Origin of the sequence: Ferruginibacter sp. HRS2-29 (genome assembly GCF_024343615.1) — a bacterium.
In the GTDB taxonomy this organism is placed as follows: domain Bacteria; phylum Bacteroidota; class Bacteroidia; order Chitinophagales; family Chitinophagaceae; genus Ferruginibacter.
In genome coordinates, this window is the sequence record NZ_RJUB01000009.1 from 1 (window position 1) to 25,180 (window position 25,180).

The following is a 25,180-nucleotide window of genomic DNA, read 5'->3' on the forward strand; positions in this document are numbered from 1 at the left end:
GCCATCCAGTACATATGTTACCGGAGTAGCTCCGTTAGAAGTAGCGGTGATCGTTCCGTCAGTAGCATTGTTACACGAAGTGCCTGTCGGGGTAGCGGTTCCTGTTATGGCGGCGCCTGAAGTTACTGTCCTGGTGATCGTACCTGTACATCCCCTGAAATCTGTAATATTGATAGTATGCGAACCGGCTGAAATATTGGTAAATACACCGGTAGTATTCGTTGTTCCCCCGTCCAGGATATAGGTCACCGGTGCAACACCGTTGGATGTAACCGTCCAGGAAGCATTGTTGATACCCGGACAGGAAGCCATAGTAGGGTTTCCGGTGGCGGTGAGCGCCGGGCCGGCAGTAACCGTTGCGGTAGCAGTACCTGTACAGCCATTGGCGGCGGTAAACGTGATCGTATGTGGCCCTGCAGCCACGCCGGTGAAGATGCCCGTTGTATTACTTGTTCCGCCATCCAGTACATATGTTACCGGAGTAACTCCGTTAGAAGTAGCGGTGATCGTTCCGTCTGTTGCATTGTTACACGAAGTGGCTGTCGGGGTAGCGGTTCCTGTTATGGCGGCGCCTGATGTTACTGTGGCGGATGCAGCGCCTGTACAGCCATTGTTATCTGTAAATGTAACGGTATGGGCTCCCGCGGCCACGCCGGTGAAGATGCCCGTTGTATTACTTGTTCCACCATCCAGTATATAGGTAACTGGCGCCGCACCGGTAGAGGTTACAGTGATTGTACCATTATTTATGCCCGGACAAGCAGTTGCTGTGGGAGTGGCGGTACCTGTGATAGCTGCGCCAACCCCAACCGTATGCGTGATCGTTCCCGTACATCCCCTGGAATCCGTAAATGTGATGGTATGCGATCCCGGGGCCAGACTGGTGAAAATGCCCGTGCTGTTTGTCGTCCCACCGTCTATCACAAATGTTATTGGTGTAACACCGTTGGTGGTGATCGTCCACGACCCATTATTTACACCCGGACAAGATGCCGCTACCGGGTTGCCATTGGCGGTCAACGCCGGGCCCGCAACTACTGTTGTGGTGGCTGTTCCTGTACATCCCCTGGAATCCGTAAATGTGACGGTGTGGGCACCGGAACTTACATTTGTAAATATTCCGGTCGTATTAGTTGTTCCTCCATCTAATACATATGTAACAGGCACTATGCCATTGGAAGCCATTGTGATACTTCCGTTAGTTGAATTATTGCAAGAGGTAGCTGTCGGGGTGGCGGTACCCGTAAGGGCTGGCCCTGCGGTTACTACAGTACTCACGGATCCCGGGCATCCGTTGTTATCGGTGAAAGTTATGTTATGAGGCCCTGCGGCAACGCCTGAGAAGATGCCCGTTGTATTGGAGGTAACACCATCTAATACATATGTTACAGGAGTTGCTCCCGTACTCGTAACCGTAATGGTGCCATCATGTGCATTGTTACACGACGTAGCAACAGGAGTAGCGTTCCCCGAAATTGCCGCACCAACTCCTACAGTAGCAGTCGTGATACCCGAACAGCTATTTGCGTCGCTGTATGTGATGGTATGCAGCCCGGCAGCAACGCCGTTGAAGATGCCGGTAGTGTTGGTGGTGACGCCATCTAATATAAAAGTGACGGGGGCCGTTCCGTTAGATGTTACCACTATTCCTCCATTATTCACTCCGGGACAACTGGCGGCTGTAGGCGTGGCATTAGCAGTGATGGCTGAACTTCCAGCAACAGTAACGGTAGCGATGCTGGTACAATTGGCATTATCTGTTACAAGTATGCTGTGATTGCCTGCGGCAACACCTGTGAAGATCCCGGTGGTATTGGTCGTGACACCATCTAATAGAAATGTGTAAGGTGCCACACCACCGGCAGTAACTGTAATGGTACCGGTGGGAGTACATCCCGCCGGGGTAGAACTGGCACTGGTCGGGAAAGTCGTTTTATTGACCGTGACTGTATCCAGGCTGATCATCTGCGTGCCGGACGGGCAGGAGTTGTAAACTGTTTTCACAACATATTGCTGTGAGTTTGCCGCAGGGCAGATGTTCGTAAAATTGAGGTCGAGCAGGCCTGGTGTGCTCACTGAAGTGGTAGCGGTTTGCAAAACGTTTCCCGACATATCCAGCAACTGTGAATTTACAAAAAGTGGAGTTGTACCACTTGGGGTAAATCGGTAGCCTTCATTTTGGGCAGTCCATTGTGTAGCATTTTTGCCCGGTGCGGCAACGCCCTTGTTTCTTTGGAAATTTTGTATACCTAATATAGCATCAGGGTTACCGTATGGGAGGCAGTTTTTATTTTCAATAAATACATCAATCAAGCCTGTAGATTCATACATGACCATCTGGAAAGTATTCAGGTTTGCCGGAATAATCGGGCAAATAGGTATTGAGCTGTTGTAATACGTACCAATATGATAATAACTAACTACAAATTTCCTGCAAGGCGCAGTACCTTCCACCCACCATTGTATCTTCCGTTCCGGAGGGCTATTTACCCCCCAGGTATTCGCCAACCTTGGATCGATATCTGTAAATACTCCCATGATAGAAGCTTTCGGGTAATGCGGCGTACTCCCTATATTTCCTAATGCCCTGGGAATTGTCTGGGTAATATCGTATCCGCAAAAAGAGTTTGCATTGGCAGCCTGGAATGTGATCAAACCATTCGAACCTATCACTGCACTGTTGTACGTGGAATCGTAAAAACAAAATGGAAAGGGTAGCGAAAAGAGGTCGCTGAATTCATCGTCGTTATATAAAGCAGGGTCTTCCGTAGCACCGGTGGCAAGTACAAACGGATAAGGAGCATATGGAATAGTATTTACTACATAATCATCGGTAGTCTTAAGATTAGGTACCTGGAAACTCAGGTTGGTGCAATTCACATTACACGGAAGCGTCCTTACGGTATGATTGAGATTGGTAGGTACACAACTTTGCGCCTGCACACCTGTGTACAAACACATATATATAGCAATGACGATAAGACGATGTAAAAATCTTCTCATAAACCAACTTGCAGTGGGAATTAGTTAAGGTAAAATTCAGCGGTAATATTAAACAAAAAAAACATAGGAAGCAAGAATGCCCGGCCAAACGGACAATGTTTGCGGTAGAGTTTTGACAATCATCAATTAAAAAGAAGCGAGGCCGGGTTTCAGGCCTGTAAAATCTAGAAATTGAAGCTTTTGGAAGCCCTGCGGCCATGGGAATATTGCCATTTCGGCCCTTGTTTCAGTAAACGGATAGCTTCTTCGTCCTGCGCAGGTGCCAGCGATTTTTGCACCTTGATAGCAATCGGTTCGCCTTTTTTATTGACCTTGAAAGAAAGCGTCACTTCACCTTTAGGCGCTTTGGTTAACTGAGACCGCTGGCGGGCACTGTCAATATACTGGTCGTACCTCGACATTCCATCTACCGGCTGAATGTTCAATCCACTGACTTTTCCCTGTAATCCTTTTGAAACCTCATCAGCGGAAACTTTTTGTGTGGCATAACCGAGATCTTTCTTCTGGCGTTCCGTACCAAGACCGGTAACCACCACTTCCGACAGGTTATTATTTTCTTTCTTAAGGGTGATACTCTGCTGATTGTTCAGGTTGAAATTTTGATTTACTGCCGCATACCCTGTAGCTGAAATGTTAGCCAGCAACAGGCTGTCGTTTGCCTGCAGGCTGAAATTTCCATTGGCATCAGTCACCGTCACTGCATTGTTGGTGCCGCTCACCGTTGCGAATGGAACAGGGGTTCCATCATCATCGGTCACTTTTCCTTCGAGGAAATATTTTTGTCCAGGCTTCTGGTACATTTTTTTTACCAGGTCAGAAGCTACTTTCGCCTGCGCAAGGCTGACTTCTTTTTCTTCCTGTTTGGTTTTTGCGTCTTCGGTCGGGGCCGGCGTTATCGTGTACGCGTAATCCACAGCCGGAACGGCTGCGGGAGCCAATTGTTTGAATGCTCCATTCACAGGTTGCATCGTTGCGTTGGAAGAAGGCAATGTACGTTTTTCCGTGGCGGTTGTACCATTACCTTTAATGATTGTTGCTACAGACGAAGTATCTGTTTGTATATTTTTGTATTTATTATCTGCGGGAGAAATTACAGCTTTTGTATCGGTAGAAGCCAGTGTGGGGGCAGGTTCGTCTTTACGGTCTGTTTTTAAAAGTAAGTAGCCTATGCCAAGTACAAGTACCAATACGGCAGCGATCCTCAGCCATGCGGTGTTGAATCCTACCACCACCGCTTTTTTGTCTTCTTCCTTCGCCGGTGGAACCTGCGCTGTCAATTCTTCAATATCCTGCAATGGGGTAGCGGTAAACGCATATCCTTCCAGCGCATCCGCCAGGAACGGATCTTCCAGCGCCGCTTTTTCCAGCGCATACATTTCCGCTTCGGGCATCGAACCATTGTAATAACGTTCGAAATCCGCCGCGGTATAATTGATATGTTGATGCCCGTTTGCCATTATGCCTGTGCTGCCATTGTTTTATCCATACAGATCTTCAGGTTGCGCCTTCCGTTTTGTATGAAACTTCTTACTTTATTTGGGTCAAGGCCGGTGGTGCCGGCTATTTCTTTATAACATTTTTCTTTCAGGTAAAACAATTCGATCACTTCCCGCTGTTCTTTTACCAGCTTGCTGATGCAGTCTTCCATGATGCTGAAATGATGTTCTTTTTCCATCACAGCGTTCAGATGCACGGTTTCCTCCAAATGCACAAGGTCGGAATCGATATGGCGTGGTAAATTTTTTATCTTCCGCAGTTTCATCAGGCAATGATTCTTCGAAAGCTGGTACAGCCAGGCTTTGAAATGGTCTACCGGGTATTTCTTCAGCTTTACCACGAGTTCCTCAAAAATGTTCAGTACACAATCCTTCGATTCTTCCGGATCCTTCATGTATTTCAGACAAACACCATAGATCAGATCCATATACCGCTGATACAGATCCGCCAGCACCTGCATATCACCCTCTGCTTTATACAGCGCCACGAGATCCTCGTCAGTTCCGGTATTCGATATGTTTTTAATGAAAGTCAACGATGTAAGTTACTTTAAAAAATTATTTGGTGGTAAATAGGGTGACATATTTACCAGACCAGACAAAACGCATCCATTTGAGATTACCATCATCCCACATCCAGCATCCTCAACGGAATCACTTCTCAGTTAAATTTTACACTTCCCGGCTGTTAAAAAATCCCCTCGAAAATCCCACTCCTGTCAAATTTCTTATCTTTCGGCAGAATCAAACCTGGTGCATGAATCGAAAAATAGTCCTGTTGTCACTGGCCACGTCATTTTATTCTTTACAAAGTAGTGCGCAGCAGGTAAGGGTTCCGGCTTTGCCGGCAGGAAAAAATATCCCGGCGCTCAATTATTCCGCCAGCAGGATATATGGAAACGGACTTGATCCGTTTTATCAAAAGCTTTTATTGTTGCAAAAAGAAAAGCAGGGGATTGTACGGGTGGTGCACATCGGCGATTCACATATCCAGGCTGATTACATTTCCGCAGTAGTGCGAAACGGCCTGCAGGATGCTTTCGGCAATGCCGGACGGGGATTGGTTTTCGCGTACCAGGTAGCCCGCACAAACGCTCCTCCGGATATAAAAAGTACCGGCAATACTTTCTGGCATTCCAATCGGCTGGCCCGGCAGGATATCCGTTACCAATGTGGAGTTTCAGGTTTTTGTATGGAAAGCGATCGCCCCGGTGCCAGCTTCACCATTCGCTTCGAAAATAATTCCGCAGGCCAGGTGCAGTTTTTCAAACATCTGAAAATATTTACCGACAGCGGCTCCAGCTGGCTGCTGCGCACCGATAGCAGCAATGTGATGCAACTCAAAAGTCAGCCTTCCGACAGTATTCCCGGCTTTCATGATGTGCTCCTGCAAAAACCTGAAACAGATTTTACCCTGAGTTCATTGTCTACCGGCCAGAACCAGGCTTTTTACGGCGCTGTGGCCGAAACCGATCTGTCGGGTGTGCTCTACAGCAGCATTGGTGTCAACGGTGCACGATACGATCAATATAATATCACACCGCTTTTCTGGAAACAATTGCCCGCCCTGCAGGCTGATCTGTACATCATTTCACTCGGCACCAATGAAGCGCAAGGAGCCATCTTCGATGAAGCGGCATTCAGCAATTCGGTGGAAACGTTTATCCGTAAGTTAAAAACCGTTTCGCCCAATGCAGCGGTGTTGATCACCACGCCTGTTGATTCGTATAAAGCCGGCCGGCCGAATAAAGTGTTACAACAGCTCAACGATTTTTTATATAGTTATACATCCCGCCAGAACATTCCCCTTTGGGACATGTACCGCGTGACGCTGGGGTATTCTGCTTCGCGAAACTGGATAAGGAAGGGCCTGATGGCAGCCGACAAGGTCCATTTTACAAAAGATGGATACCAGTTGCAGGGGGCGTTGTTGCTGGAAGTGTTGCTGAGAAGTTACAACGATTATTATTTGAAGCAATAAGGGATTACACGAATTTTCGCGAGTTGCATGAATTAGCGAAGTGTTATGTAATCATTTTTTTCGCTAATTCGTGTAATCCGTGTAATTCGAAAAATTCGTGTAATCAAAACTGGAGATATATCGGCAACACCTGTTCTGCCGATTTGAAATATCCATACACTACTACGAAGGCGAAGAAAATGACGATGTAAGCGATGAGCGGAACCCTTTTGAACCGCCCGATCACCCTGTCTGCCAGGCTATCCGGAATGGCGTGCAGCAGCCCTGCCAACAGTAACATGCCCAGCACAGGTTTATAATTATTGAAGAACGCATTCCACACCGACGGTTTGAAATCGTACAAGATCTGTTTGATCATCACCATGCCCGCGTGCAGGTCGCTGGCTTTGAAGAATATCCAGCAAAAGCACACGAAATGAAACGTGATGATGATGGCGATGGCATTGTACCACCAGCGGTTGTTCACTTTTGCCAATGCTTTGCCGGTGAGCAGCATCCATATTTTATGCACGGTAAGTGCTATACCATGCAAGGCGCCCCAGATGATGAAATTCCAGCTGGCCCCGTGCCAGAAGCCTCCGAGCAGCATAGTGGTCAGTAGGTTCATGCCGGCAGGGATACCGGCTTTGTCTTTTTTGATCAAAGCAGGAAGCAGGAATAATACCAACATTCCAAACGTGATGGCCCCGGAAATGATATAAGAAAGTGAAAAGAGGTAACGGCTGCTGAAGAATACCCCAACGAAAAAAAGCGCCGAGAAAAGATAGGTGGCAACACTTCCCTTCCTGTTACCGCCGATAGGGATATACAGGTAATCCCTCAGCCAGGAAGATAGCGAAATATGCCAGCGGCGCCAGAATTCGGTGATATTTTTACTCTGGTATGGCGACAAAAAATTCACCGGGATATTAAATCCCAGCCATCGTGCAATACCTAATGCCACATCACTGTAACCACTGAAATCGCAATAGATCACCGCCGCATAACAATACACGGCAAAAAGATTTTCGAGGCCGGTATAACGCCCCGGATCATCAAAAATATAATTCACATAATTCAGCGTGAGATAATCCGATATCACCAGCTTTTTAAACATACCCGAAATGATCAGAAAAAAACCTTTGGCAAAATCCGTTTCAGTGATCTTATACGGCTCGTTGATCTGCGGCAAAAAATCATGCGCCCGCACGATCGGCCCCATCACCAGCTTTGGAAAAAAAGAAAGGAAAAGCAAATAATCGCTGAATTTGGTAGCGGGTTTCAATTCATCTCGGTAAACATCGATCGTGTAGCTGAGGTTTTCAAATGTATAAAACGAAATACCTACAGGCAACAGGATATTCATCGGGTTGAATGTAGCATGAAACATTTCGTTGCTTACCGCAATGAAAAAGTTGGTATACTTGAAGTAAAACAGCATGCCCAGGTTGAAGAGCACGCTCAATACCAACAGGGCTGTACGTTTTCCCTTGTTACGCTGACGGTAGATGGCGTTGGACAGAAAAAAGTCTACGATAGCGGAAACGATCACCAGCCCCACAAACAACCCGCTGGCTTTATAAAAAAAGTAAAGGGAGAAGGCGCAAAAAATATACCGCCTCGTCCTGATATTATTCCTGAACGCATAATACAGGAAAATGAAAGCGGCAAAAAAGAATACGAAAAAACCGTTGTTGAACAACAATGGATTTTTGGGGTCGTACAAAAACTCTTTTAAAAATGCTGGAAGGTCGAATGTAGGCATTGTTCGGTTACCGCTTTATTTTGTATGGTTCAATTTATGATAATCTTTCATGATGGCTTCAAAAAGATAGTGCCCCAGGATATCCGCCCCGCGGGCATTTGGATGTACATAATCTTTATTGGCCAGCGATGGGGTAGCGGCTGCCCATCGCACGATCGCATCATGGCCGCCCATCGTTTCAAAATGATTGTAAAAGATACTACCGGTTTCATACGCCAGCGAAGCCTGTACTTTTATGAGGGTATCGATGCCCACCGCAGATTTATATTCCCCACCATAATTGAATGCACGGTCTGCAGTGCTTGTCATTAAAAAATCAGCCTGCGGAAAAGCAGCTTTCAGCTTTTTGATGGCCGGTAAAGCGATCTTCGCATACCAGTTAAAATTCATGTCGTTTGGCCTGAACATGAGATTGACGCCATATTGAAAAATGATCAGATCGTAGGGATTGCCTTCGGCAACGGCTTTCAAAAAGTTGCTATCGATCTTATTGTATTCCACGCCGGTGATACCGCGGAAAGTAAAATTATCCACGATGATGCCGGAAGCCGATTCAAAACTTACACCATACACCGGCAGGGATTCATCATTGATCGCGATTTTTATAGCAGTGCTCACATCGTTCCTGAGTGGGATGCGGTTGAATATACCTACGGGATGTATCGTTTGCGAAGTGCCATCCACCATTACCGTCACTGCATTGCCGGATGTGCCGCACAGAAGGCTTTTTTCGATGATGGCAGAAGAATCCTTCACTGTCTGATCTTTCACCCTGAACCAGTCATCGTTGCCGTGAAAAGTATGGCCTGATAAGTAGAGATTGTCTTTTCTTGAGTTTTCCTTAAAATTTTCATCCTCCCAGCCATTTGAAAAAGTATGGATCACTGTAGCCCTGGAGCCTGCATTGGGTGTGCTTACAGGAACAAACCCTACACCAGCTCCGCCGAATTCGCCCTGCATCAGTTTTCGTAAAGTCTGCGATAACAGGTCGCCTTCGATCATGCTGTCACCAAAATAACCAATGCGGATCTTTCTCTTTTTGCCTGATTTCAGCTCATGCAATTTTTGAACGAATGAATAAAGGGAAGGCTTTGTCGTATCACTGTTGAAACTGGTGATGAGGTTCGCCCGTTTGTATAAATTGAAATCTTTGGAAGCGATCTTTTGTATAACAATGGGGGCCGTAGTATCTGAAGTAGCTGCAATGCCCGTGGAATCTGGGTTTCCGGATGTAAATACATTGGCTACAAGGTTCACCCTCCTGAGGTCTGGCCAGTTGAAATAACCCGCTATCAGCGATAGGACGAGGTAAAGGGCGACTGAGATTAGCACGAAGTTCCTTACCCGGAAATTACTGTTCATTTAAAATGTTCTATCTGTCTACTACAATTTGTTTTTCTGTATTACACCGGCGATCCTTTTTTTCCAAACGGCCGGTGCTTCCGAGTATCCTGTTTTACTGATGGCATCGAGCCACAGCAAATATTTCGGATTTCCCTTCAGTTTAGGGTAGAATTTTTTCCGGGAAATGACCCTGCAAAAATCCCTGAACGATGCTTCCGGCGTGGCATATTGTTTATACCTCGTTTTGATCCCTTTCGTTTTGTGTACCGTATTTCTTCCTACGATCCCAAAATGATTGTTGAGCAGCCTCGTATTACGGCTCGTACCCGAAGAGGACTCCACGATCGCCACGCCTAATATAACGGACGCGGGTATCCCAAATTCTGCTGAAAGTTCGGTCGCCAAAGGTTTATACTTTTTGATATAGGCCGATTGGCTTTGTGCAACAAAACTAAATGAACAAAAGCACAAAAGAAGGATACAGGCGAAAAGTTGTGGTAATTTTTTCTTCAGGGAAAAAGGCATAGTGAGGATTTAGGGTTAACATTCTACAAACCCCGGAGGTTTTCAAAACCTCCGGGGTTTCCCAATTTATGTATTTAATTTCCGGGATTCCAAATGGTAACCCTAAAAAGAGTGTTTTTTTAACAAACATTCCATTAAGTATCCCTTTAATTCTTTATTTCTTCAGTGTTTTTGCCCATTTATCCATTGATTGTTCTATGATCTGCAAAGGCATACATCCGTCTTTCAGGTATTCTGTGTGAAAAGCTGAAAGCGTGAATCCAGGCAGGGAAGAATATTTCTCCCTCAGTTCTTTTATTTTTAAAGCTCCTGTCTTGTAACTCAATGCCTGCCCGGGAATCGCCATGTAACGTTCAATTTCAGCTGTAGCGCCGTCTTCGCTGATCGCTTCGTTATCCATCATATATTTAATGGCTTCTTCGCGGGTCATTTTGCCGGTGTGCATCGCTACATCTACCACAAGGCGGATCGCACGATGGATCTCATCGCCGAGTGCGCCCATGTGCTGGTAAGGGTTGGTGTACAATCCCAGTTCTTTTCCCAGGCTTTCGCAATACAGCGCATATCCCTCACCGTAAGCCCCGTACCATATGAATTTGCGGAAGTCGGGCAATTGTTTGTTTTCCGATTGGATACTTACCTGGTAATGATGCCCCGGGATGGCTTCGTGCAGGAAAAGGCTTTCCATACCGCTGGTGATGTTGAATTTTGTGGGGTCGATGATCGGGATATAAAAAATGCCCGGCCTGCTGTTGTCGGGTAAACCCGGGTAATATTCAGCGCTGGCGCTGGCCGCCCGGAATGCTTCTGTCTGGCGTATCTCAAATTTTGTGGCAGGTGTCAGCGAAAACATTTTTTTAAGGTGGGGGTCAATCGTAGCCTGTATCTTCCTGAAAGCATCCAGTATTTCACCGGCGGTTTTATACGGCATGAATTGTTTGTCGGTTCGCATGAATTCAAAAAACGCCTTCAGGTCGCCATTGAATTTCACCTGCGTTTTGATATTTTCCATTTCCTCACGGATGCGTTTCACTTCGGCCAGGCCGGTCTGGTAGATATCTTCCGGAGTTTTATCCGTAGTTGTCCAGTATTTCACCAGGTATTTATAGTAAGCATCACCACCGGGCAGGGCATTTACGCCTGTGCTGGTTCTTGCGACGGGCAGATATTCATTTTTGAGGAATGCACCCAGCTTTTTATAAGCCGGTACAAGTTTATTATTGATCAGATCGGTGAAAGAAGCCGTAAGCCTGGTTTTATCCTCTGCCGAAAAAGAAGCCGGCATCAGTCGCAGTGGTTCGTAAAAAATACTTTTTGCAGGATCAGTAAACACCATCGCCTCCATTTGCGGGATCATTTTTACCACCAGCGCTTTTGGCAGGGTGTAATCAGCGGCCATTCCTTTTTTTAAATAAACGATCGCACTGTCTGCCCAGGCAGTAAAAGCCGAAGCCCTTTGCACCCAGTCGTCATAATCTTTTACTGTCTTGAAAGGTTGATTGCCTGTACCGCTGCCCATTTGTCCCATCGAAAGTGTGAGGCCGTAAAACTGGTCGAATGGCATATAACTGTTATCATTGAGCATGCTGCTTCCCATGAAATGCATGGTCAATCCTTCGAGGGATGTCTGCATTTCATAATCGAATATGTCGTAGCTTTTGGCGTCGTTGTCGTTGAGTTTCGAGCGGTCGAATTTTTTCAGGGCAGCCCCGTAACGGGTAAAAAAATCTTTGAGTTTTGCCCGGTAGCTGTCGGTGAAATCAGCAGGTAGCTGGTTGTTGAAACGTGTATCACCGTTCATCGTAGCTTCCAGCGGATACAGCGCCATGCGTTCGTCGTAATAATTTTTCAGCATGGAAGCAAAAGCCGTATCGGGCGCAGGATTTTGCGTGTCCTGATTTTTCGACTGGTTGCAGGCGGTTAATGAGAGGAAGAGAAAGGAGAAAAGAGTTAACCGTTTCATACGCCATTATTTTGACGAAGATATAGATTAACACTTTTCTCCTGTGCTTTTCTTATTCTTTATTCGGGATGATGAGTAGCGGAATATCAGACTGTTGAAGGATCTTTTCGGCGATGCTGCCATTCAATAAACGATCGAGCCCTCGCCGGCTATGCGTTCCGATCACCAGCAGGTCAACCGCTTCTTCTTTTGCAGTATCCAGGATGGAAGTCACAAAATCGCCTTCCTTCACTAATATCCCTATCTGGTCATCACCGAGATGTTCTTTAGAGCGCTCCAGGAAATTATGCGATTCCTGCAGCAGGTCTTTCACGAGCATTTCATCGATACCCGGATAAATAAACCCGTTGAAACCCATGATCGGCGAATACGCCATGTCGGAATAATAGGCCGCATCTGCCACAACATGCAGCAGTATCACTTTCGCACCCTGGCTTTTAGCGATGGAATGACCAATGGCCGCTATTTTTTCTGCAGATGGATCATAATCCAGTGCTATCAGTACTTTTTTCATATTGTTGTTTTAATTATTGAATCAATAAAAATGCCAGTTAAAATTTAAAGGCCAAACCCTCCGGGGTTTAATTCGGGTATTTATATTAAATTTATAGTCATGCGCCATTACATCATCCTCCTTCTTTTTTTCTTTCCTGCCGGTTCCTATGCCCAGAATATCACCGGCGTATGGGAAGGCATCATGGATGACGAATTCCTGCAGGTAAACATCGAACAGAAAGACAGCGTACTTTGTGGCTACACCTACGATTACCTGCTGGCTAATACCAATAATCATTGCCGGGCCATTTTCAGCGGGTCTTACGATAAGGATAAAATGAAATGGACCATCACAGGCGAAAGTTTCCTGGAAAATGTAGGCGGGCATACGTTCATGCGCATCACCATGCAGATGGGGCTCACTGATGATACACTCTGGGTAAAAGCCGGTCCCAAAAATTTCATGGCGAAATTGCTGGGGGTGGGCATCATTTCCACTTATCTCCTTAAAAAAAGTAAGTATACGGATATACATCGCTGGATGCGCCCTTGTTTTCCCAAAGAAAAAAAAGTGAAGAAAGCCCCGCCTGTAGTTGATACTCTCATTATTGTTCCCCAAAAGAGCGAAGCTATTCCGGCGCCGGATTCGGCTACGATTTCGAAGCTGATGACTGTACGCAAACAAACCACGCAAAGCAGGCTGGTGATCAATACCAACCAGATCAATCTTAAACTATACGACAACGGGGTGGTGGACAACGATACTATTTCCATCTTTTACAATGGGAAATTATTGGTAAGTCATCAGCGGTTGTCGGAAAAAGCGGTAGAACTCAACATCCATCTTGATGAAAAAGTCACCATCCATGAGATCACCCTGTTTGCAGAAAATCTCGGTGGCATTCCGCCCAATACGGCACTGGTGGTTATAACGGCGGGGGATAAACGCTATGAGCTAAGATCAAGCGCCAGCCTGGAAGAGAATGCGGTGCTGGTATTCGAATACAAGTCAATTACGAATTAAGAATTACGCGATGAAATTAATTTTTACAATAAAATTTAATTCCATTGGAGAAGACCAGCATGGAACCGGTTTTCAAAGCACCCCGATATTCAATCCTGTCGAGTGAAGAGTAGTACGTGAAATTATTCTGGCCGATGGACCTGATCTTTCCCTGGTAGGCTTTATCTTCAAAAGAAGCGTAATAATTGAGTGCCGTATTTCCAAACGAGCGCAATTTGCCTTTAAGCCCGGCGTTTTCCGACGAACCATACCAGGTGAGCGTGGATGGTCCGATGTTTTTGAGGTTGCCTTTGTATGCTTCATTTTCGTAAGCCTGGTAATAATCCATATTGAGCGTACCGATCGATTTCAATTTTCCCCTCACCAGTTCATAATCGAACGATGCGTAATAAGTGAAATAAGTACGACCGATAGATTTTATTTTCCCGCGGAAAGCTTCATTGTCATTGTCTCCGTAATATTCAACACGCCCGTTGTAAGGCTCCAGTTTATCCTGGTAATTTTCCATACGGCCAAGGTAACGGTCGATGCCCCATTCGATGATATTCCCGTCTTTGGAAACATTGACGGTAACAAACTCGTCCAGTCCGAAGCTGATCTTCTCCAGCTCACCTCTGGAGCCGATTGTTACGCGTGAGATGGTTTGCCCATTCGTGTTTACACAAAATGCAACGATAAGAAGTAAAGTGATGAATTGTTTCATTTGGAAAACTAAGGAATATTGAAGGTAATAATTTTTTGTAATAGAATTCGTCCGTAGATTTTCGCTGTTTTTTTTCTGCAGATCTGCAGGCACCTGATCTTGCTTTTGAAAAAAAAAACTCCCTGCCTGCAGACAATGGAGCAGTTGTATGAAAGATAGCTCCTTGTCAATGAACCGCCATGTTAATATTACAAAACACCCCGAACCTTGCGGCCGGGGTGCTTCATTGTGTTTGTAATTATATTCTTAAAAATTCCTTACTACCATTTCTGTTCTGCGGTTCTTCGCACGTCCTGCGGCGCTTGCGTTATCAGCTACAGGTTTCGTTTCACCGTAACCGGTAGATTTCAAACGGCTGGGGTCGATACCTTTTGATACGAGGTAATTTTTCACCGCACCTGCACGATTGTCTGACAATACCTGGTTGCTTTCATCAGATCCCTGGGAATCCGTATGGCCATCGATATCGATCATCAATGAAGCATCAGATTTCAACAGGTCAACTACTGCATCCAAAGATCTGTTGGATTTAGCAAGAAGCTTGTAGCTACCGGTTGCAAAGAATACATTCTTGGCAGCGAAGTTTACTTTTTCAATCACTTCTTTCGCAATCACCGGGCAACCCTGGTTGCTTGCCGGGCCGGAGCGGGAAGGGCATTTATCTTCTTCATCGTTCACACCATCACCATCGGTATCCGGGATCGGACAACCCTGGTAGCGGGCTACACCTTTAACGGTAGGGCATTTGTCTTCTTCATCATTGATGCCATCACCATCGGTATCCGGGATCGGGCAACCCTGGTATTTGGCTACACCTGCCTGGTCGGGACATTTATCTTCTGCATCAGCAATTCCATCGCCATCGCGATCCGGGCATCCCTGCAAAGCAGCTGTACCAGCTACATCCGGGCATTTATCATCCGCATCCAATACACCATCACCATCACGATCGGTGATCACCGGTGGCGGAGGTGGAGGAGGAGTGCCTGGAATGCGTTTGCCAAACAATTTGAATTTCAAACCGGCCTGTATCTGTTGGTTGTAAGCGGCTGGATTCGCATTGGCGTCATCAGCAAGTCTTTTGAGACCATGCACATATTTGGCATAAATGCTCACCCGGCCACGTGGAATGAATTCTACTCCACCTAATACACCAAGAGATGTCTTCTCAAAAAAATCTTTGTTGTTTACATCAACCGGCGAAGTCTTGTCGGTTGCTTTTGTAAGGAAGTCAGCCTGTCCGCCCAACGCGAATGCAAAATATTTGCCCGCATGCAATTTGAAGAACAGGGGTACCGAAATGTAGGTGAGTTCCTGGTCGAGGCTGGTAATATTGCCTGTTTCGGCTTTAGAGCCTATACGGGAATATTGTGCCTGTAACTCGAGTGAGATAGTATTTCCCATCGGGAAATTTACCCACACACCGGGGGCATATCCCCATTTGAATTTCATATCAGTTCCGGGAATATCATCCTTCAAACGGAATTTAGAATAGTTGGCTGCCCCAAGTACACCGCCTGAGATGGTGTAGCGGTCGGCAGTCTGAGCGTAAGTGTTACCGGCAATGCATAGGATCAGTATTGCAAAAAATAATAGGTGTTTTTTCATACATGTTGTTTAATGTTCAATACATCTATTACAATGGATGTGCCGAAGTTGTTAAACAAGCGGTAAAAAATTATCCTGGCCAGGAATGAATTTGCAGATACCCGATTGAAATGCCCGTCAACAGCTGATTTGAAGCTTGTTACAAAGAGTTTTCAGATGCAGATTTTTTTTGAAATTGTTAATAAGAAAAAAGGTGGGATACCGTAGGTTGTGCGGAAAGCGCCTTATGTCAATTGTATGCAGTACTACAGATATGCGAACTATACTTTTGCTGCTGATCACAAACAATTGATACATCCATAAAATTTACCCTTCATGTTAAAAACAATTTTCGCTTTATTTATTTCCCTGGCATTTGCCATATCGGGCACTGCTCAAAAACTGGAAACGTTTTCTGTTACATTGCAGCCGAAAGCCGGTGCCAACAGTTACCTCAGCGTTTCGCAGAAAAAATCATTCAGCGCTTCAGAAGCAACAGCCAATAAATCATCTATCGATGTCGGCCTTGTAGTTACGCCCAATGGCAACAGGGATATCCTTGAGTGGTATAACCTGAGTGGTAAAGATGATAAGATCCCGGCAGATGTTGCGGGAACAACCACAGGCATAGCAGGACTTGGCTTTGATAAAGACCTTTTTCAGAAATGCAATACCAGCCAGGATCTGCAGAGAATGACAACACATATCACCAATAATTCATTCGTGCATTTCGGTTCTGTTACCGACGAGGTGGCTGCTGGTGTAAAATACCATTGTTTTTTGCTGCAGTTGCAAAATGGCAAAAGAGCATTGTTGTGGGTAGAATCTACCGATGCGGGAACTTATAAAGTGACGGTGAAAACGCAATAATCCGGTACATGCACAATATAAGTAAACTGTCGGCCTGAACCTTCCGGAGGCTTGTTCATTTAATTCCGCCCTCTACAGGTGCATGCTGACAGTTTATTTATTTAATGGCTTCCAAAAAAATCCAGCATATCTTTCAATGCATCTTTTGCATGCATCCTTTTCCCATTCTCGGGTGATTCTTTAGCTGCGGCATTAAAACCCCAGAAATCGTCGGGAAGGTCTTTGGCAGTATTGAGCAATTCCGCAATGGAAGTCTGTAAAATGTATTCCACAGCCAGCGGTTTAAAACTGATCACGTAAGCCAGGGTATTCGGCGGGACCATTCGTTGTTCGGGAGCAGTTTCCAGCCCGATCAGCATCACCTGGAATTTTCCCGAACCAGTGCGCAAGAAAAAAAGGTCGACCCTTCCATCGGGTACCACTACTACTTCTTTTACTTCATCCGTAGGATTGTGTAACATGCCGATGCTTTCTACAAAATCCGCCAGGAGTGGGGCAGGAGGGATGAATTGGCAATAGAAACTGTCGGGCATCTGGCAAAGGTATTTGGTTAACCGAGATCATTTATATTTTGAGAAGTAAGCCGGTATATATTTGCGTCGTCAGATTTCCGAAAGGATCAAGCGGAAGATTCTAATTCATATGTTGTTAATTCCCAATTTTGTCCGGTGTTATTATCGGTATAAAATCCGTTCAGACATCCTCTGAGGGACCTGTATGCGAAAGGCTTTGTAGCCTGGTCGATATACTTTCCGGATTACACAGAAAAAATTCGTTCATGAATCAAAAACAGGCCGTTTTCCAATGCATGAATATCTAATTCATATTGTGGCTTCCGTTTTTTAATATCGTCTGTATCTGCTGGTGTACAAGATTTCCTTGCTCCAGCCTGAATAATGACGTCGAACCATTCCTATTCAGGTACCATCTACCTTTGTGTCTTACCTGTTCGTCCGGATTAAGATCAATGGTAGATGTACCATCCATTCGTGGCAGAAAACCAACTTTCAAGCCAGGGATAAGGTCAATGGAGCTGATTATTTTTGGATGCATCCGGGATACGAGGATGATCCTTTTATCAGTTAAGCCGTAAAAAGTATGTTTCCTCAATTCCGCCTCGATGAAAAATCTTCCGATGCCTATTGTCGCTATGGCTAAAAAAAAGAAACCGCCCACAGACAAAGCCAGAAAGACAGAGATCTTCAACAACAATTTTATTACAAAACCTATGAAAACCAACATAGCCAGAGAAAAGATCGTATTATAAATATCCGACAGTTCAAAAACGATCCCTCTTTTCGGTTGCCCGGCCCAAAGCAATTTTTCTCCGGGATACATGTGATCACGGATGACGGTGGTTGATGGCGTTTCGGTTATTATCAAATCAGGAAGGTTTTAGTCGTTATTCTGTGCTATTATCCGTCTTAAAAGAATCAATTTTCGCCTGCTGTTTTTCTTTCCCCAGTAAGAACGATTTATTCAGCAATGACTGTTCCTCCAGTATGCCGACCACTTCAGCGGCCGGTGTGATGGCTAATAACTGTTCATTGGTTTCCTGTATAAGGTTTTCAATCACTGTTTTTTCAGCTTCCATCAACCCTATTTGCCTGCGTATCTCCAGTTGAGCGGCCAGATCGCATTCTTTTAATTTTTGCGCTGCCGATTCGCTCATTTTATGCAGCCACACCTGGTCTTTAATATTATCCCGACTATTGCCTTTTGAAAATTGAGCCAGGTGATCCGTTAGTTCAAGGAACCGGAGTTTAGCGGGATAAGCATTCTGAGCCTTGAGCAGTTTTTTTTTCATCAGTTGTATCCTTCCCGGCAATTGATTCAGCCTTAATTGCAGCTCTGTGATCGCGTCAATATATGTTTTAGCAGCGTTTTTCTGACGCATCTCATCAGGAGCCTCCATTTGAATATACGCTGCCGTCTTAAATTCCAGAAGCTTCGCCTCGGGTAGTATGGTAAGCGGGCGTTCCATTCTTTCCGCTTTAGCAGCTGTACTTTTGGATACTCCCAGGTATTCGGCCATTTCGCTGAGGGAAATTCCATATTTTTCGCGTAATTCCATGATAGTGAGCATTGGACAGGGTTTTGATGAACGGATGGGGTATAGTACGAATATACAGATACCGCCTAAGTCGGGCAAAATTTATGTTTCATAATTTAACTATTCTGTACACGATTTCCTGTACACGAAAAACAGTGTACAGGAAATCGTGTACAAGTTTTTTATTTTAAAAATCTGTACACGAAAGTTGTGCACGATTTTTCGTGTACAAAAAATCGTGTACAGCCTGCCTTCAGCTTAAGGAAAAGATTTTCCCGTTACTTTGTGCAAATTTTCTGTATGAAATTTTTCATCGCATTCATATTCATATTCACGATCGTTTGCAATAGCAGCGCACAGGAAGCCCCTGTGCAGACCATCCAGCTGGCAAATGGCAAAGTAACCTGCATAAAATATTCCGGTAATATTTACAAACTCGTTTATTTACCGACGGGGTATACCCGCAATGAACTCATCAGCGATGCTGTCATTGCCCGGCCAAATTCTGTGGGGCAACCTTTGAAAGCCATTGAGGCAAAAGATGATAAGATCGTTTTTTCTTTTGAAAATTTTTTAGGACAGATACAACCGTTTACAAAAGACGGCAACAATGGCTTTCGGTTCCAGCTTTCAAAAACGGAAAAAGTGTTTGGTGGCGGCGAACGTGCATTGCCATTGAACCGTCGTGGATATAAATTCAATCTTTACAACAACCCCTGGTATGGCTACAGCGAAGGTGCCGATAACCTGAATTATTCCGTCCCGTTTTTTACCACTTCCGATGGATATGGCCTTTTCTTCGACAATCCCAGCAAGGGATATGCTGATATAGGAAAATCGGATAGTACTATACTTGAAGTGGGTTTCAGCAGCGGGGAACTCAATGTGTACGTCATTTTTGGAAAGGATTATAAAGAGATACTGGCGGGTTACAACCAACTCACCGGCACGCAGCCACTGCCGCCGCGTTGGGCGCTGGGCAACCTGATGAGCCGCTTTGGCTATACCAGCGAAGCACAGGCAAAAGACATCCTGGGAAAAATGCAATCCGAAAATATCCCGGTGGATGCGATCATCTTCGATCTTTTCTGGTTTGGCGACAGCATCAAAGGAACGATGGGCAATCTTGATTGGGTGAATAAAAAGAAATGGCCCGATCCGAAAAAGATGATCGCGGATTTCAAAAAGCAACAGGTGCAGACGATCCTGATCACCGAACCGTTTGTGGTGAAATCATCTGCCAATTATACTGCTTCTAAAAATTTCCTTGCTGTTGATAGCACCAATAAACCTTACACGATCGCTGATTTTTATTTCGGCGCAGGCGGGCTCATAGATATTTTCCGTAAAGATGCGCAGGATTGGTTCTGGAGCAAACACAGGCCGCAAATGAAAAACGGGGTAGAAGCCTGGTGGGGCGACCTGGGAGAACCGGAGAAACATCCCGCCAATCTTTATCACAATTTAAAAGACCTCGGTTTCAATAAACGTTTGTTCAAAGCCGATGAAGTGCATAATCTTTACGGCCATACCTGGACGAAAATGCTGTATGAAAAATACGCGAAGGAATATCCTTCAAAACGACTGTTTAGCCTCAACCGCAGCGGTTTTGCCGGTACACAGCGTTATGGTATCTTTCCCTGGAGTGGGGATGTAAGCCGCAGCTGGAGCGGGTTGAGGGCGCAACTGCCCATCATGCTGGGTATGAGCATGAGCGGCATTCCATATGCACATGCAGATGCGGGCGGGTTTGCAGGAGGTGAGGGCGATAATGAATTGTATGTGCGCTGGCTGCAGTTTGCGGCATTCACGCCGATCTTTCGTCCGCATGGAACGGCGCTGTATTCTGTAGATACGGCTACTTTCAGTTTTCCGAGTGAGGCAGCGTTGATTGCGGAGCCATTTGCAACGTATGCAAGAAATGCAATAAAAATGCGGTATTTACTATTGCCATATAATTATACTCTGGCTTATAAGCAAGCAACCTATGGAGCGCCACTGGTTGCGCCACTGTATTATCATTTTCCACACGATACCGCTGTAATAAACATATCGGATGAATATATGTGGGGCGACAATATTTTAGTTGCACCTGTTACCCAGAAAAATAAAAAGATAAAGGAAGTATATCTACCCGAAGGGAATTGGTATGATCTGAGGACTAACGATATAAAAAAAGGGAAAACCTCCGATTCTCTGTCTCTCGAAACTATTCCGGTTTATGTGAAAGAAGGAAGCTTTATACATTTCCTGACACCATCGGATTCTCATCGGGGTTCAGCATCTAACTTTTCTCTCAATGATGTGACAACTATTTATTACCCTTCGACTGATTCGACTACAGGAATTTTATACATGGATGATGGCGTTACAAAGGGTGTAAAAGGGGAAATAATTTCTTTCACTGGTATTACAAAAAATAATCGCTGCAGGATCACAATAAAATCAACTAAAGAGATGGGTAAACGAATTATTCATATTCGGTTACCCGGTGATCTTAATTACTATAATACCGGTGCTATAAATGGAAAAGATATAAGTGAATATGATATTGTAAAGGATACTTACTTTCTTACCAGGCCATCTTCTTTATATACAGGTATAAACATTGAGTTTTCCGGAAAGCCGGTCATCTTTGAATTTCAACTTGATAAAAAAACATTTTAATGAACTACATAGAATTCGATTTCACCCCAGAAGATAAATTACAGCAGGAACAACTCATCGCCCTTCTCAGTGAAGAAGGCTTCGAGGGTTTTGAAGAAACGCCGGGTACGCTTAAAGCGTTCATCAAAGAAGAAGACTGGCAGGAGCCGCGGTTTTACGATATCATGGGTTTGTTTCCGGGGTTGAAATATTGCCAGGAAATTGTGGAGAACCGCAACTGGAACGAGCAGTGGGAATCTTCTTTCGAGCCGGTACTGGTGAATGATTTCGCGGCCATCAGGGCTTCTTTTCACGAACCGATCACGACAGTAAAACACGAGATCGTCATCACTCCGAAAATGAGCTTTGGCACCGGCCATCACGCCACTACCTACCTGATGATGGAGCAGATGGCCGAAATTGATTTTACGGGCAAGACCGTCATCGACTTCGGAACGGGCACCGGGGTGCTGGCCATCCTGGCGGAAAAGCTGGGAGCGGAGAAGATCGAAGCGCTGGACAACGACGAATGGAGTATCGATAATTCGCGGGAAAATATCGATGCAAACGCATGTAAACGCATACACCTGTATAAGGCGGAAACCATAGAACCATCGGTAAAAGCGGATATCATCCTGGCCAATATCAACCTGAATGTGATCACGGCCAACCTGGATGCCATTACCGCCGTATGCAAACCCGATACTGTCGTACTGTTCAGCGGCTTGCTGGCAACTGATAAAGATATCATCATCCCGCGGCTGGAAAACAATAATCTGGCCATAATCGGCGTTTTTGAACGCAATAACTGGTTGGCAATCAAAACGAAGTACACAGACTGTTGATAACTCCAATGTTAATTTAACTTTAAGAACTGCGTTTTTTTCCTTAAGTTTGTAATATCAACTCAATCTAAAGATTCCGAATGAAAGAACTAATTCTCGTCATTTGTGCCTATTTAATTGGTTCAATTCCTACAGCATTACTTGTCAGCCGAAAGTTTTTCGGCATAGATATCAGGGATTACGGTAGCGGCAATATGGGTGCTACCAATACTTTCAGGGTACTGGGTTCAAAATACGGTACCATTGTAATGATCATCGACATTCTTAAAGGTGTGACCGCGGTTGCCCTTTTCAACCTCCTTCCATTTTATTTACATCACGAGCTGGAAAGGACAAACCTTATGATCTGCCTGGGTTTATCGGCGGTCTTAGGGCATGTGTTCCCGATCTATGCCAACTTTAAGGGTGGCAAAGGAGTGGCTACCTTATTTGGTATGCTGCTGGCCATCCAGCCCATCATTGCAGTAAGCTGTGTAGGCGTATTCCTTTTGGTATTGTTTCTTACAAGATATGTTTCCCTTAGTTCCATCCTTGGAGCGGTCATGCTGCCGATCTGTGTATTATGGATCTGGAACGATGATGTGGTGCTTTATCGCGTATTTGCCATACTGGTAGCTGCTATGGTTGTATTGACCCACCAGAAAAATATCGGCCGCATCCTTCGTGGTGTGGAAAGCCGTGTTCCGATCCTGAAGCACAGGGATCGCCGGAAATCACGACGTAAATAATCAGCCAGTTTATCTTCAACTTATAAACAGGGTTTCCGGTTACCGGGAACCCTGTTCTTCTTTACACCTCTCAAACATCCGTCATCCTTTGTCTGTGGTCCGTGGTCTGTAGTCTGTGGTCGGGCTTCCCCCTTGTTAAACTATTTCACTTCCGTACGATAATAATAGTTTGGTACAGCAATTGTTTATAGGTTTGCAAAAGCAAAAACCCATAAACATGAAAAAATTATTCCTATCAGCAATTACCGCCTCCACACTTCTTGCCGCATGCAGCACCAATGGTGTTACCGGCAGAAAACAGCTGGCGCTTTTCCCCGAATCAACTTTGCAGCAGGAAGCTGTATCTCAATACCAGTCTTTCCTCAGCGAGAATAAAGTGGTGAGCCAATCTTCCAGTAAAGATGCCGAAATGGTAAAAAGGGTGGGTACGCGTATCGCGAATGCGATCACCAGCTACTACGCTAAAGACCCAAAGATCTCCGCAGAACTAAAAGACTACAAATGGGAATTCAACCTTGTAGATAATAAAGAAGTGAATGCCTGGTGTATGCCGGGTGGTAAAGTGGTAGTATATACCGGCCTATTGCCGATCACTCAAAATGAAGCGGCATTGTCTATCGTTCTTGGTCACGAGATCACCCACGCGGTGGCACATCATGGCAACGAACGTATGAGCCAGGGTGCATTGGCGCAGGGCCTGCAGGTGGCTGGAAATATTTTCACTCAAAACAGGACGCAGGCAAATGCCTTATTTAACAATGTATTTGCCCCGGCTGCACAAGTAGGCGTTTTATTGCCAAATTCACGCAAGCAGGAATATGAAGCCGATCACTACGGGTTGATATTCGCGGCGATAGCAGGCTACAATCCACAGGAGGCGGTAAGTTTCTGGCAGAGGATGGCGGCAGCTTCGGCCGGCGCTCAAAAACCACCGGTGTTCTTATCGACTCACCCGGCTGATGATGCCAGGATAGCGCAGATCCAGAAGTATATGCCTGAAGCGTTGTCTTACTACAAGCCCATTAAGAAATAGTTTGCTGGATGCTGGTTACCAGATGCTGGTAGGTCATGATAATTGAAGTGAGATTTAATAATGCACTTTATAAATAAGGAAATATCCGGTAACCAGGATCCAGCATCCACCAATTATAAAATATCTCAATATATCAACATTCTCCGTGGTTTCACGGAGTTTTTTTTGACCGGGACTACCGTTTTTGCTCAAAAAGCCTTACTTTTGTACACTCTAATGATCTGCTTTGCCGGTAAAATGCCCTTTGGGGTTCATCTGCATTCGTGCATTAGGGGCATTATACACTTTTAACTAAATAGTTTTATCATGGCGTTAGAAACGATGTTTGAAAAATTGCAATTGAAGAACGAGAAGAACCTGCTGATACAAGGATTGCCTTCTTCCATAGAAAAACAGTTCCTGAAATTGAATTTTGCAAAAAGCGTAACGCCTCTTTTAAGAAGCCGCCGGATAGATTTCGCACTCGTTTTTGCTGTAAATAAAAAACAACTGGTAGATATTCTTACAGATGTATTGCCAGCGATGGCCGATCAGCCAAATTTCTGGATCGCGTATCCAAAAGTGGCTGCCAAGATAGCCAGCGACCTTACCCGCGATCATAGCTGGGAGTGTATCCAATGCTTTGAGCTTGAAGCTATGCATGAGGTAGAACTGGATAACGTATGGAGGGCCATGCGTTTTATGCCTAAAGCTTGGAGCAAGGTTACTAAAACAAAATCACCCGTAGCTACGCAGCAATCGCTGAAAGTGGCCAAGAATATTTCGGTACCGGAAGAACTCAAAGTCTTGTTCAAAAAGAACAAACCCGCCAGTATTTTCTTCGACAGCCTTTCTTTTACCAATAAGAAGGAATATGTGGAATTTATCGCCGGTGCTAAAAAAGAAGAAACCAAAACACGCCGCCTCGACGCGGTGATGGAAAAATTGAATACGGGCAAGATGAGCCCATCGGCGAAATAAATCGCATATTTTATTGATTATTTAGATTTCACTGATATTTTGTAAGATTTTGATCCTCGCTGTTTGGCGGGGATTTTTTCTGGAAGTTATATGATGGATATACCCGACCGTGAATTATTCGGTTTAGATACTAATGACGTATGCTTCGCTAAAATAACCAGCAACCAGTATCCAGCATCT

21 protein-coding genes are annotated in these 25,180 nt (G+C 45.1%); 8 read left to right on the plus strand and 13 right to left on the minus strand.

The window, feature by feature from the left end:
• The 3 genes from EGI32_RS04800 to EGI32_RS04810 form a co-directional block, all read right to left on the minus strand.
• Positions 1 to 3,003 (minus strand): hypothetical protein (locus EGI32_RS04800; protein ID WP_255154238.1); only part of this gene is annotated, 3,003 nt, incomplete at its 3' end.
• A gap of 164 nt (positions 3,004 to 3,167) precedes the next feature.
• Positions 3,168 to 4,460 (minus strand): energy transducer TonB, encoded by a 1,293-nt coding sequence (locus tag EGI32_RS04805; protein WP_255154239.1) that lies wholly within the window; start codon positions 4,458 to 4,460, stop codon positions 3,168 to 3,170.
• Positions 4,460 to 5,035 carry an RNA polymerase sigma factor gene (locus tag EGI32_RS04810; protein ID WP_255154240.1) on the minus strand — a complete coding sequence of 192 codons (576 nt, stop codon included), beginning with the start codon at positions 5,033 to 5,035 and terminating at the stop codon, positions 4,460 to 4,462. Before EGI32_RS04810 ends, EGI32_RS04805 begins: the two co-directional genes overlap by 1 nt.
• A gap of 221 nt (positions 5,036 to 5,256) precedes the next feature.
• On the opposite strand from EGI32_RS04810, the gene EGI32_RS04815 reads away from it, so the two are divergent.
• On the plus strand, positions 5,257 to 6,480 hold the full coding sequence (locus EGI32_RS04815; RefSeq protein ID WP_255154241.1) for a GDSL-type esterase/lipase family protein: 1,224 nt from the start codon (positions 5,257 to 5,259) through the stop codon (positions 6,478 to 6,480).
• A 103-nt stretch (positions 6,481 to 6,583) separates the two neighbouring features.
• On the opposite strand, the gene EGI32_RS04820 is transcribed toward EGI32_RS04815, so the two are convergent.
• The 5 genes from EGI32_RS04820 to EGI32_RS04840 form a co-directional block, all read right to left on the minus strand.
• Entirely contained in the window at positions 6,584 to 8,224 is a 1,641-nt protein-coding gene (locus EGI32_RS04820) for an MBOAT family protein (RefSeq protein ID WP_255154242.1), read from the minus strand.
• 15 nt (positions 8,225 to 8,239) lie between these two features.
• Positions 8,240 to 9,586 carry a hypothetical protein gene (locus tag EGI32_RS04825; protein WP_255154243.1) on the minus strand — a complete coding sequence of 449 codons (1,347 nt, stop codon included), beginning with the start codon at positions 9,584 to 9,586 and terminating at the stop codon, positions 8,240 to 8,242.
• Positions 9,587 to 9,607: 21 nt separating this feature from the next.
• Positions 9,608 to 10,093 (minus strand): glucosaminidase domain-containing protein, encoded by a 486-nt coding sequence (locus EGI32_RS04830; RefSeq protein WP_255154244.1) that lies wholly within the window; start codon positions 10,091 to 10,093, stop codon positions 9,608 to 9,610.
• A 154-nt stretch (positions 10,094 to 10,247) separates the two neighbouring features.
• A complete protein-coding gene (locus EGI32_RS04835; protein WP_255154245.1) occupies positions 10,248 to 12,056 on the minus strand; it encodes a DUF885 family protein in 1,809 nt (602 codons plus the stop codon).
• A 52-nt stretch (positions 12,057 to 12,108) separates the two neighbouring features.
• Positions 12,109 to 12,570, minus strand: coding sequence for a universal stress protein (locus EGI32_RS04840; RefSeq protein WP_255154246.1), 462 nt, complete (start codon positions 12,568 to 12,570; stop codon positions 12,109 to 12,111).
• A 99-nt stretch (positions 12,571 to 12,669) separates the two neighbouring features.
• On the opposite strand from EGI32_RS04840, the gene EGI32_RS04845 reads away from it, so the two are divergent.
• Positions 12,670 to 13,575, plus strand: a complete 906-nt coding sequence (locus tag EGI32_RS04845) for a hypothetical protein (RefSeq protein ID WP_255154247.1) — start codon at positions 12,670 to 12,672, stop codon at positions 13,573 to 13,575.
• Positions 13,576 to 13,591: 16 nt separating this feature from the next.
• On the opposite strand, the gene EGI32_RS04850 is transcribed toward EGI32_RS04845, so the two are convergent.
• Positions 13,592 to 14,278 carry a hypothetical protein gene (locus EGI32_RS04850; protein ID WP_255154248.1) on the minus strand — a complete coding sequence of 229 codons (687 nt, stop codon included), beginning with the start codon at positions 14,276 to 14,278 and terminating at the stop codon, positions 13,592 to 13,594.
• A gap of 246 nt (positions 14,279 to 14,524) precedes the next feature.
• The gene (locus EGI32_RS04855; protein ID WP_255154249.1) at positions 14,525 to 15,886 is read right to left on the minus strand and encodes an OmpA family protein; all 1,362 of its coding nucleotides are present in this window, start codon (positions 15,884 to 15,886) and stop codon (positions 14,525 to 14,527) included.
• 315 nt (positions 15,887 to 16,201) lie between these two features.
• On the opposite strand from EGI32_RS04855, the gene EGI32_RS04860 reads away from it, so the two are divergent.
• On the plus strand, positions 16,202 to 16,735 hold the full coding sequence (locus EGI32_RS04860) for a hypothetical protein (RefSeq protein ID WP_255154250.1): 534 nt from the start codon (positions 16,202 to 16,204) through the stop codon (positions 16,733 to 16,735).
• A 101-nt stretch (positions 16,736 to 16,836) separates the two neighbouring features.
• On the opposite strand, the gene EGI32_RS04865 is transcribed toward EGI32_RS04860, so the two are convergent.
• The 3 genes from EGI32_RS04865 to EGI32_RS04875 form a co-directional block, all read right to left on the minus strand.
• Positions 16,837 to 17,268 carry a DUF6597 domain-containing transcriptional factor gene (locus tag EGI32_RS04865; RefSeq protein WP_255154251.1) on the minus strand — a complete coding sequence of 144 codons (432 nt, stop codon included), beginning with the start codon at positions 17,266 to 17,268 and terminating at the stop codon, positions 16,837 to 16,839.
• A 283-nt stretch (positions 17,269 to 17,551) separates the two neighbouring features.
• The gene (locus EGI32_RS04870; protein ID WP_255154252.1) at positions 17,552 to 18,118 is read right to left on the minus strand and encodes a hypothetical protein; all 567 of its coding nucleotides are present in this window, start codon (positions 18,116 to 18,118) and stop codon (positions 17,552 to 17,554) included.
• 19 nt (positions 18,119 to 18,137) lie between these two features.
• On the minus strand, positions 18,138 to 18,821 hold the full coding sequence (locus EGI32_RS04875) for a helix-turn-helix transcriptional regulator (protein ID WP_255154253.1): 684 nt from the start codon (positions 18,819 to 18,821) through the stop codon (positions 18,138 to 18,140).
• 267 nt (positions 18,822 to 19,088) lie between these two features.
• Here EGI32_RS04875 and EGI32_RS04880 point away from each other — a divergent pair, with 267 nt between their 5' ends.
• The 5 genes from EGI32_RS04880 to EGI32_RS04900 all read left to right on the plus strand — a co-directional run bounded on the left by EGI32_RS04880 (position 19,089) and on the right by EGI32_RS04900 (position 25,000).
• Positions 19,089 to 21,455, plus strand: a complete 2,367-nt coding sequence (locus EGI32_RS04880; RefSeq protein ID WP_255154254.1) for a TIM-barrel domain-containing protein — start codon at positions 19,089 to 19,091, stop codon at positions 21,453 to 21,455.
• Positions 21,455 to 22,279, plus strand: a complete 825-nt coding sequence (gene prmA / locus EGI32_RS04885) for a 50S ribosomal protein L11 methyltransferase (RefSeq protein ID WP_255154255.1) — start codon at positions 21,455 to 21,457, stop codon at positions 22,277 to 22,279. The genes EGI32_RS04880 and prmA overlap by 1 nt, the downstream gene beginning before the upstream one ends.
• 80 nt (positions 22,280 to 22,359) lie before the next feature.
• The gene (gene plsY, locus EGI32_RS04890; RefSeq protein ID WP_255154256.1) at positions 22,360 to 23,007 is read left to right on the plus strand and encodes a glycerol-3-phosphate 1-O-acyltransferase PlsY; all 648 of its coding nucleotides are present in this window, start codon (positions 22,360 to 22,362) and stop codon (positions 23,005 to 23,007) included.
• A gap of 217 nt (positions 23,008 to 23,224) precedes the next feature.
• A complete protein-coding gene (locus EGI32_RS04895; RefSeq protein WP_255154257.1) occupies positions 23,225 to 24,040 on the plus strand; it encodes a M48 family metallopeptidase in 816 nt (271 codons plus the stop codon).
• Positions 24,041 to 24,346: 306 nt separating this feature from the next.
• Positions 24,347 to 25,000: a YdeI family protein gene (locus EGI32_RS04900; RefSeq protein ID WP_255154258.1), complete on the plus strand. Its 654-nt coding sequence runs from the start codon at positions 24,347 to 24,349 to the stop codon at positions 24,998 to 25,000.
• Positions 25,001 to 25,180: the final 180 nt, after the last annotated feature.

Coding starts and splice junctions, on each gene's coding strand:
- EGI32_RS04805 (WP_255154239.1), bottom strand. CDS start 4,460: ATGGCAAACGGGCATCAACATATCAATTATACCGCGGCGGATTTCGAA.
- EGI32_RS04840 (WP_255154246.1), bottom strand. CDS start 12,570: ATGAAAAAAGTACTGATAGCACTGGATTATGATCCATCTGCAGAAAAA.
- plsY (WP_255154256.1), top strand. CDS start 22,360: ATGAAAGAACTAATTCTCGTCATTTGTGCCTATTTAATTGGTTCAATT.
- EGI32_RS04880 (WP_255154254.1), top strand. CDS start 19,089: ATGAAATTTTTCATCGCATTCATATTCATATTCACGATCGTTTGCAAT.
- EGI32_RS04825 (WP_255154243.1), bottom strand. CDS start 9,586: ATGAACAGTAATTTCCGGGTAAGGAACTTCGTGCTAATCTCAGTCGCC.
- EGI32_RS04830 (WP_255154244.1), bottom strand. CDS start 10,093: ATGCCTTTTTCCCTGAAGAAAAAATTACCACAACTTTTCGCCTGTATC.
- prmA (WP_255154255.1), top strand. CDS start 21,455: ATGAACTACATAGAATTCGATTTCACCCCAGAAGATAAATTACAGCAG.
- EGI32_RS04895 (WP_255154257.1), top strand. CDS start 23,225: ATGAAAAAATTATTCCTATCAGCAATTACCGCCTCCACACTTCTTGCC.
- EGI32_RS04865 (WP_255154251.1), bottom strand. CDS start 17,268: ATGCCCGACAGTTTCTATTGCCAATTCATCCCTCCTGCCCCACTCCTG.
- EGI32_RS04855 (WP_255154249.1), bottom strand. CDS start 15,886: ATGAAAAAACACCTATTATTTTTTGCAATACTGATCCTATGCATTGCC.
- EGI32_RS04820 (WP_255154242.1), bottom strand. CDS start 8,224: ATGCCTACATTCGACCTTCCAGCATTTTTAAAAGAGTTTTTGTACGAC.
- EGI32_RS04860 (WP_255154250.1), top strand. CDS start 16,202: ATGTTAAAAACAATTTTCGCTTTATTTATTTCCCTGGCATTTGCCATA.
- EGI32_RS04815 (WP_255154241.1), top strand. CDS start 5,257: ATGAATCGAAAAATAGTCCTGTTGTCACTGGCCACGTCATTTTATTCT.
- EGI32_RS04900 (WP_255154258.1), top strand. CDS start 24,347: ATGGCGTTAGAAACGATGTTTGAAAAATTGCAATTGAAGAACGAGAAG.
- EGI32_RS04845 (WP_255154247.1), top strand. CDS start 12,670: ATGCGCCATTACATCATCCTCCTTCTTTTTTTCTTTCCTGCCGGTTCC.
- EGI32_RS04850 (WP_255154248.1), bottom strand. CDS start 14,278: ATGAAACAATTCATCACTTTACTTCTTATCGTTGCATTTTGTGTAAAC.
- EGI32_RS04875 (WP_255154253.1), bottom strand. CDS start 18,821: ATGCTCACTATCATGGAATTACGCGAAAAATATGGAATTTCCCTCAGC.
- EGI32_RS04835 (WP_255154245.1), bottom strand. CDS start 12,056: ATGAAACGGTTAACTCTTTTCTCCTTTCTCTTCCTCTCATTAACCGCC.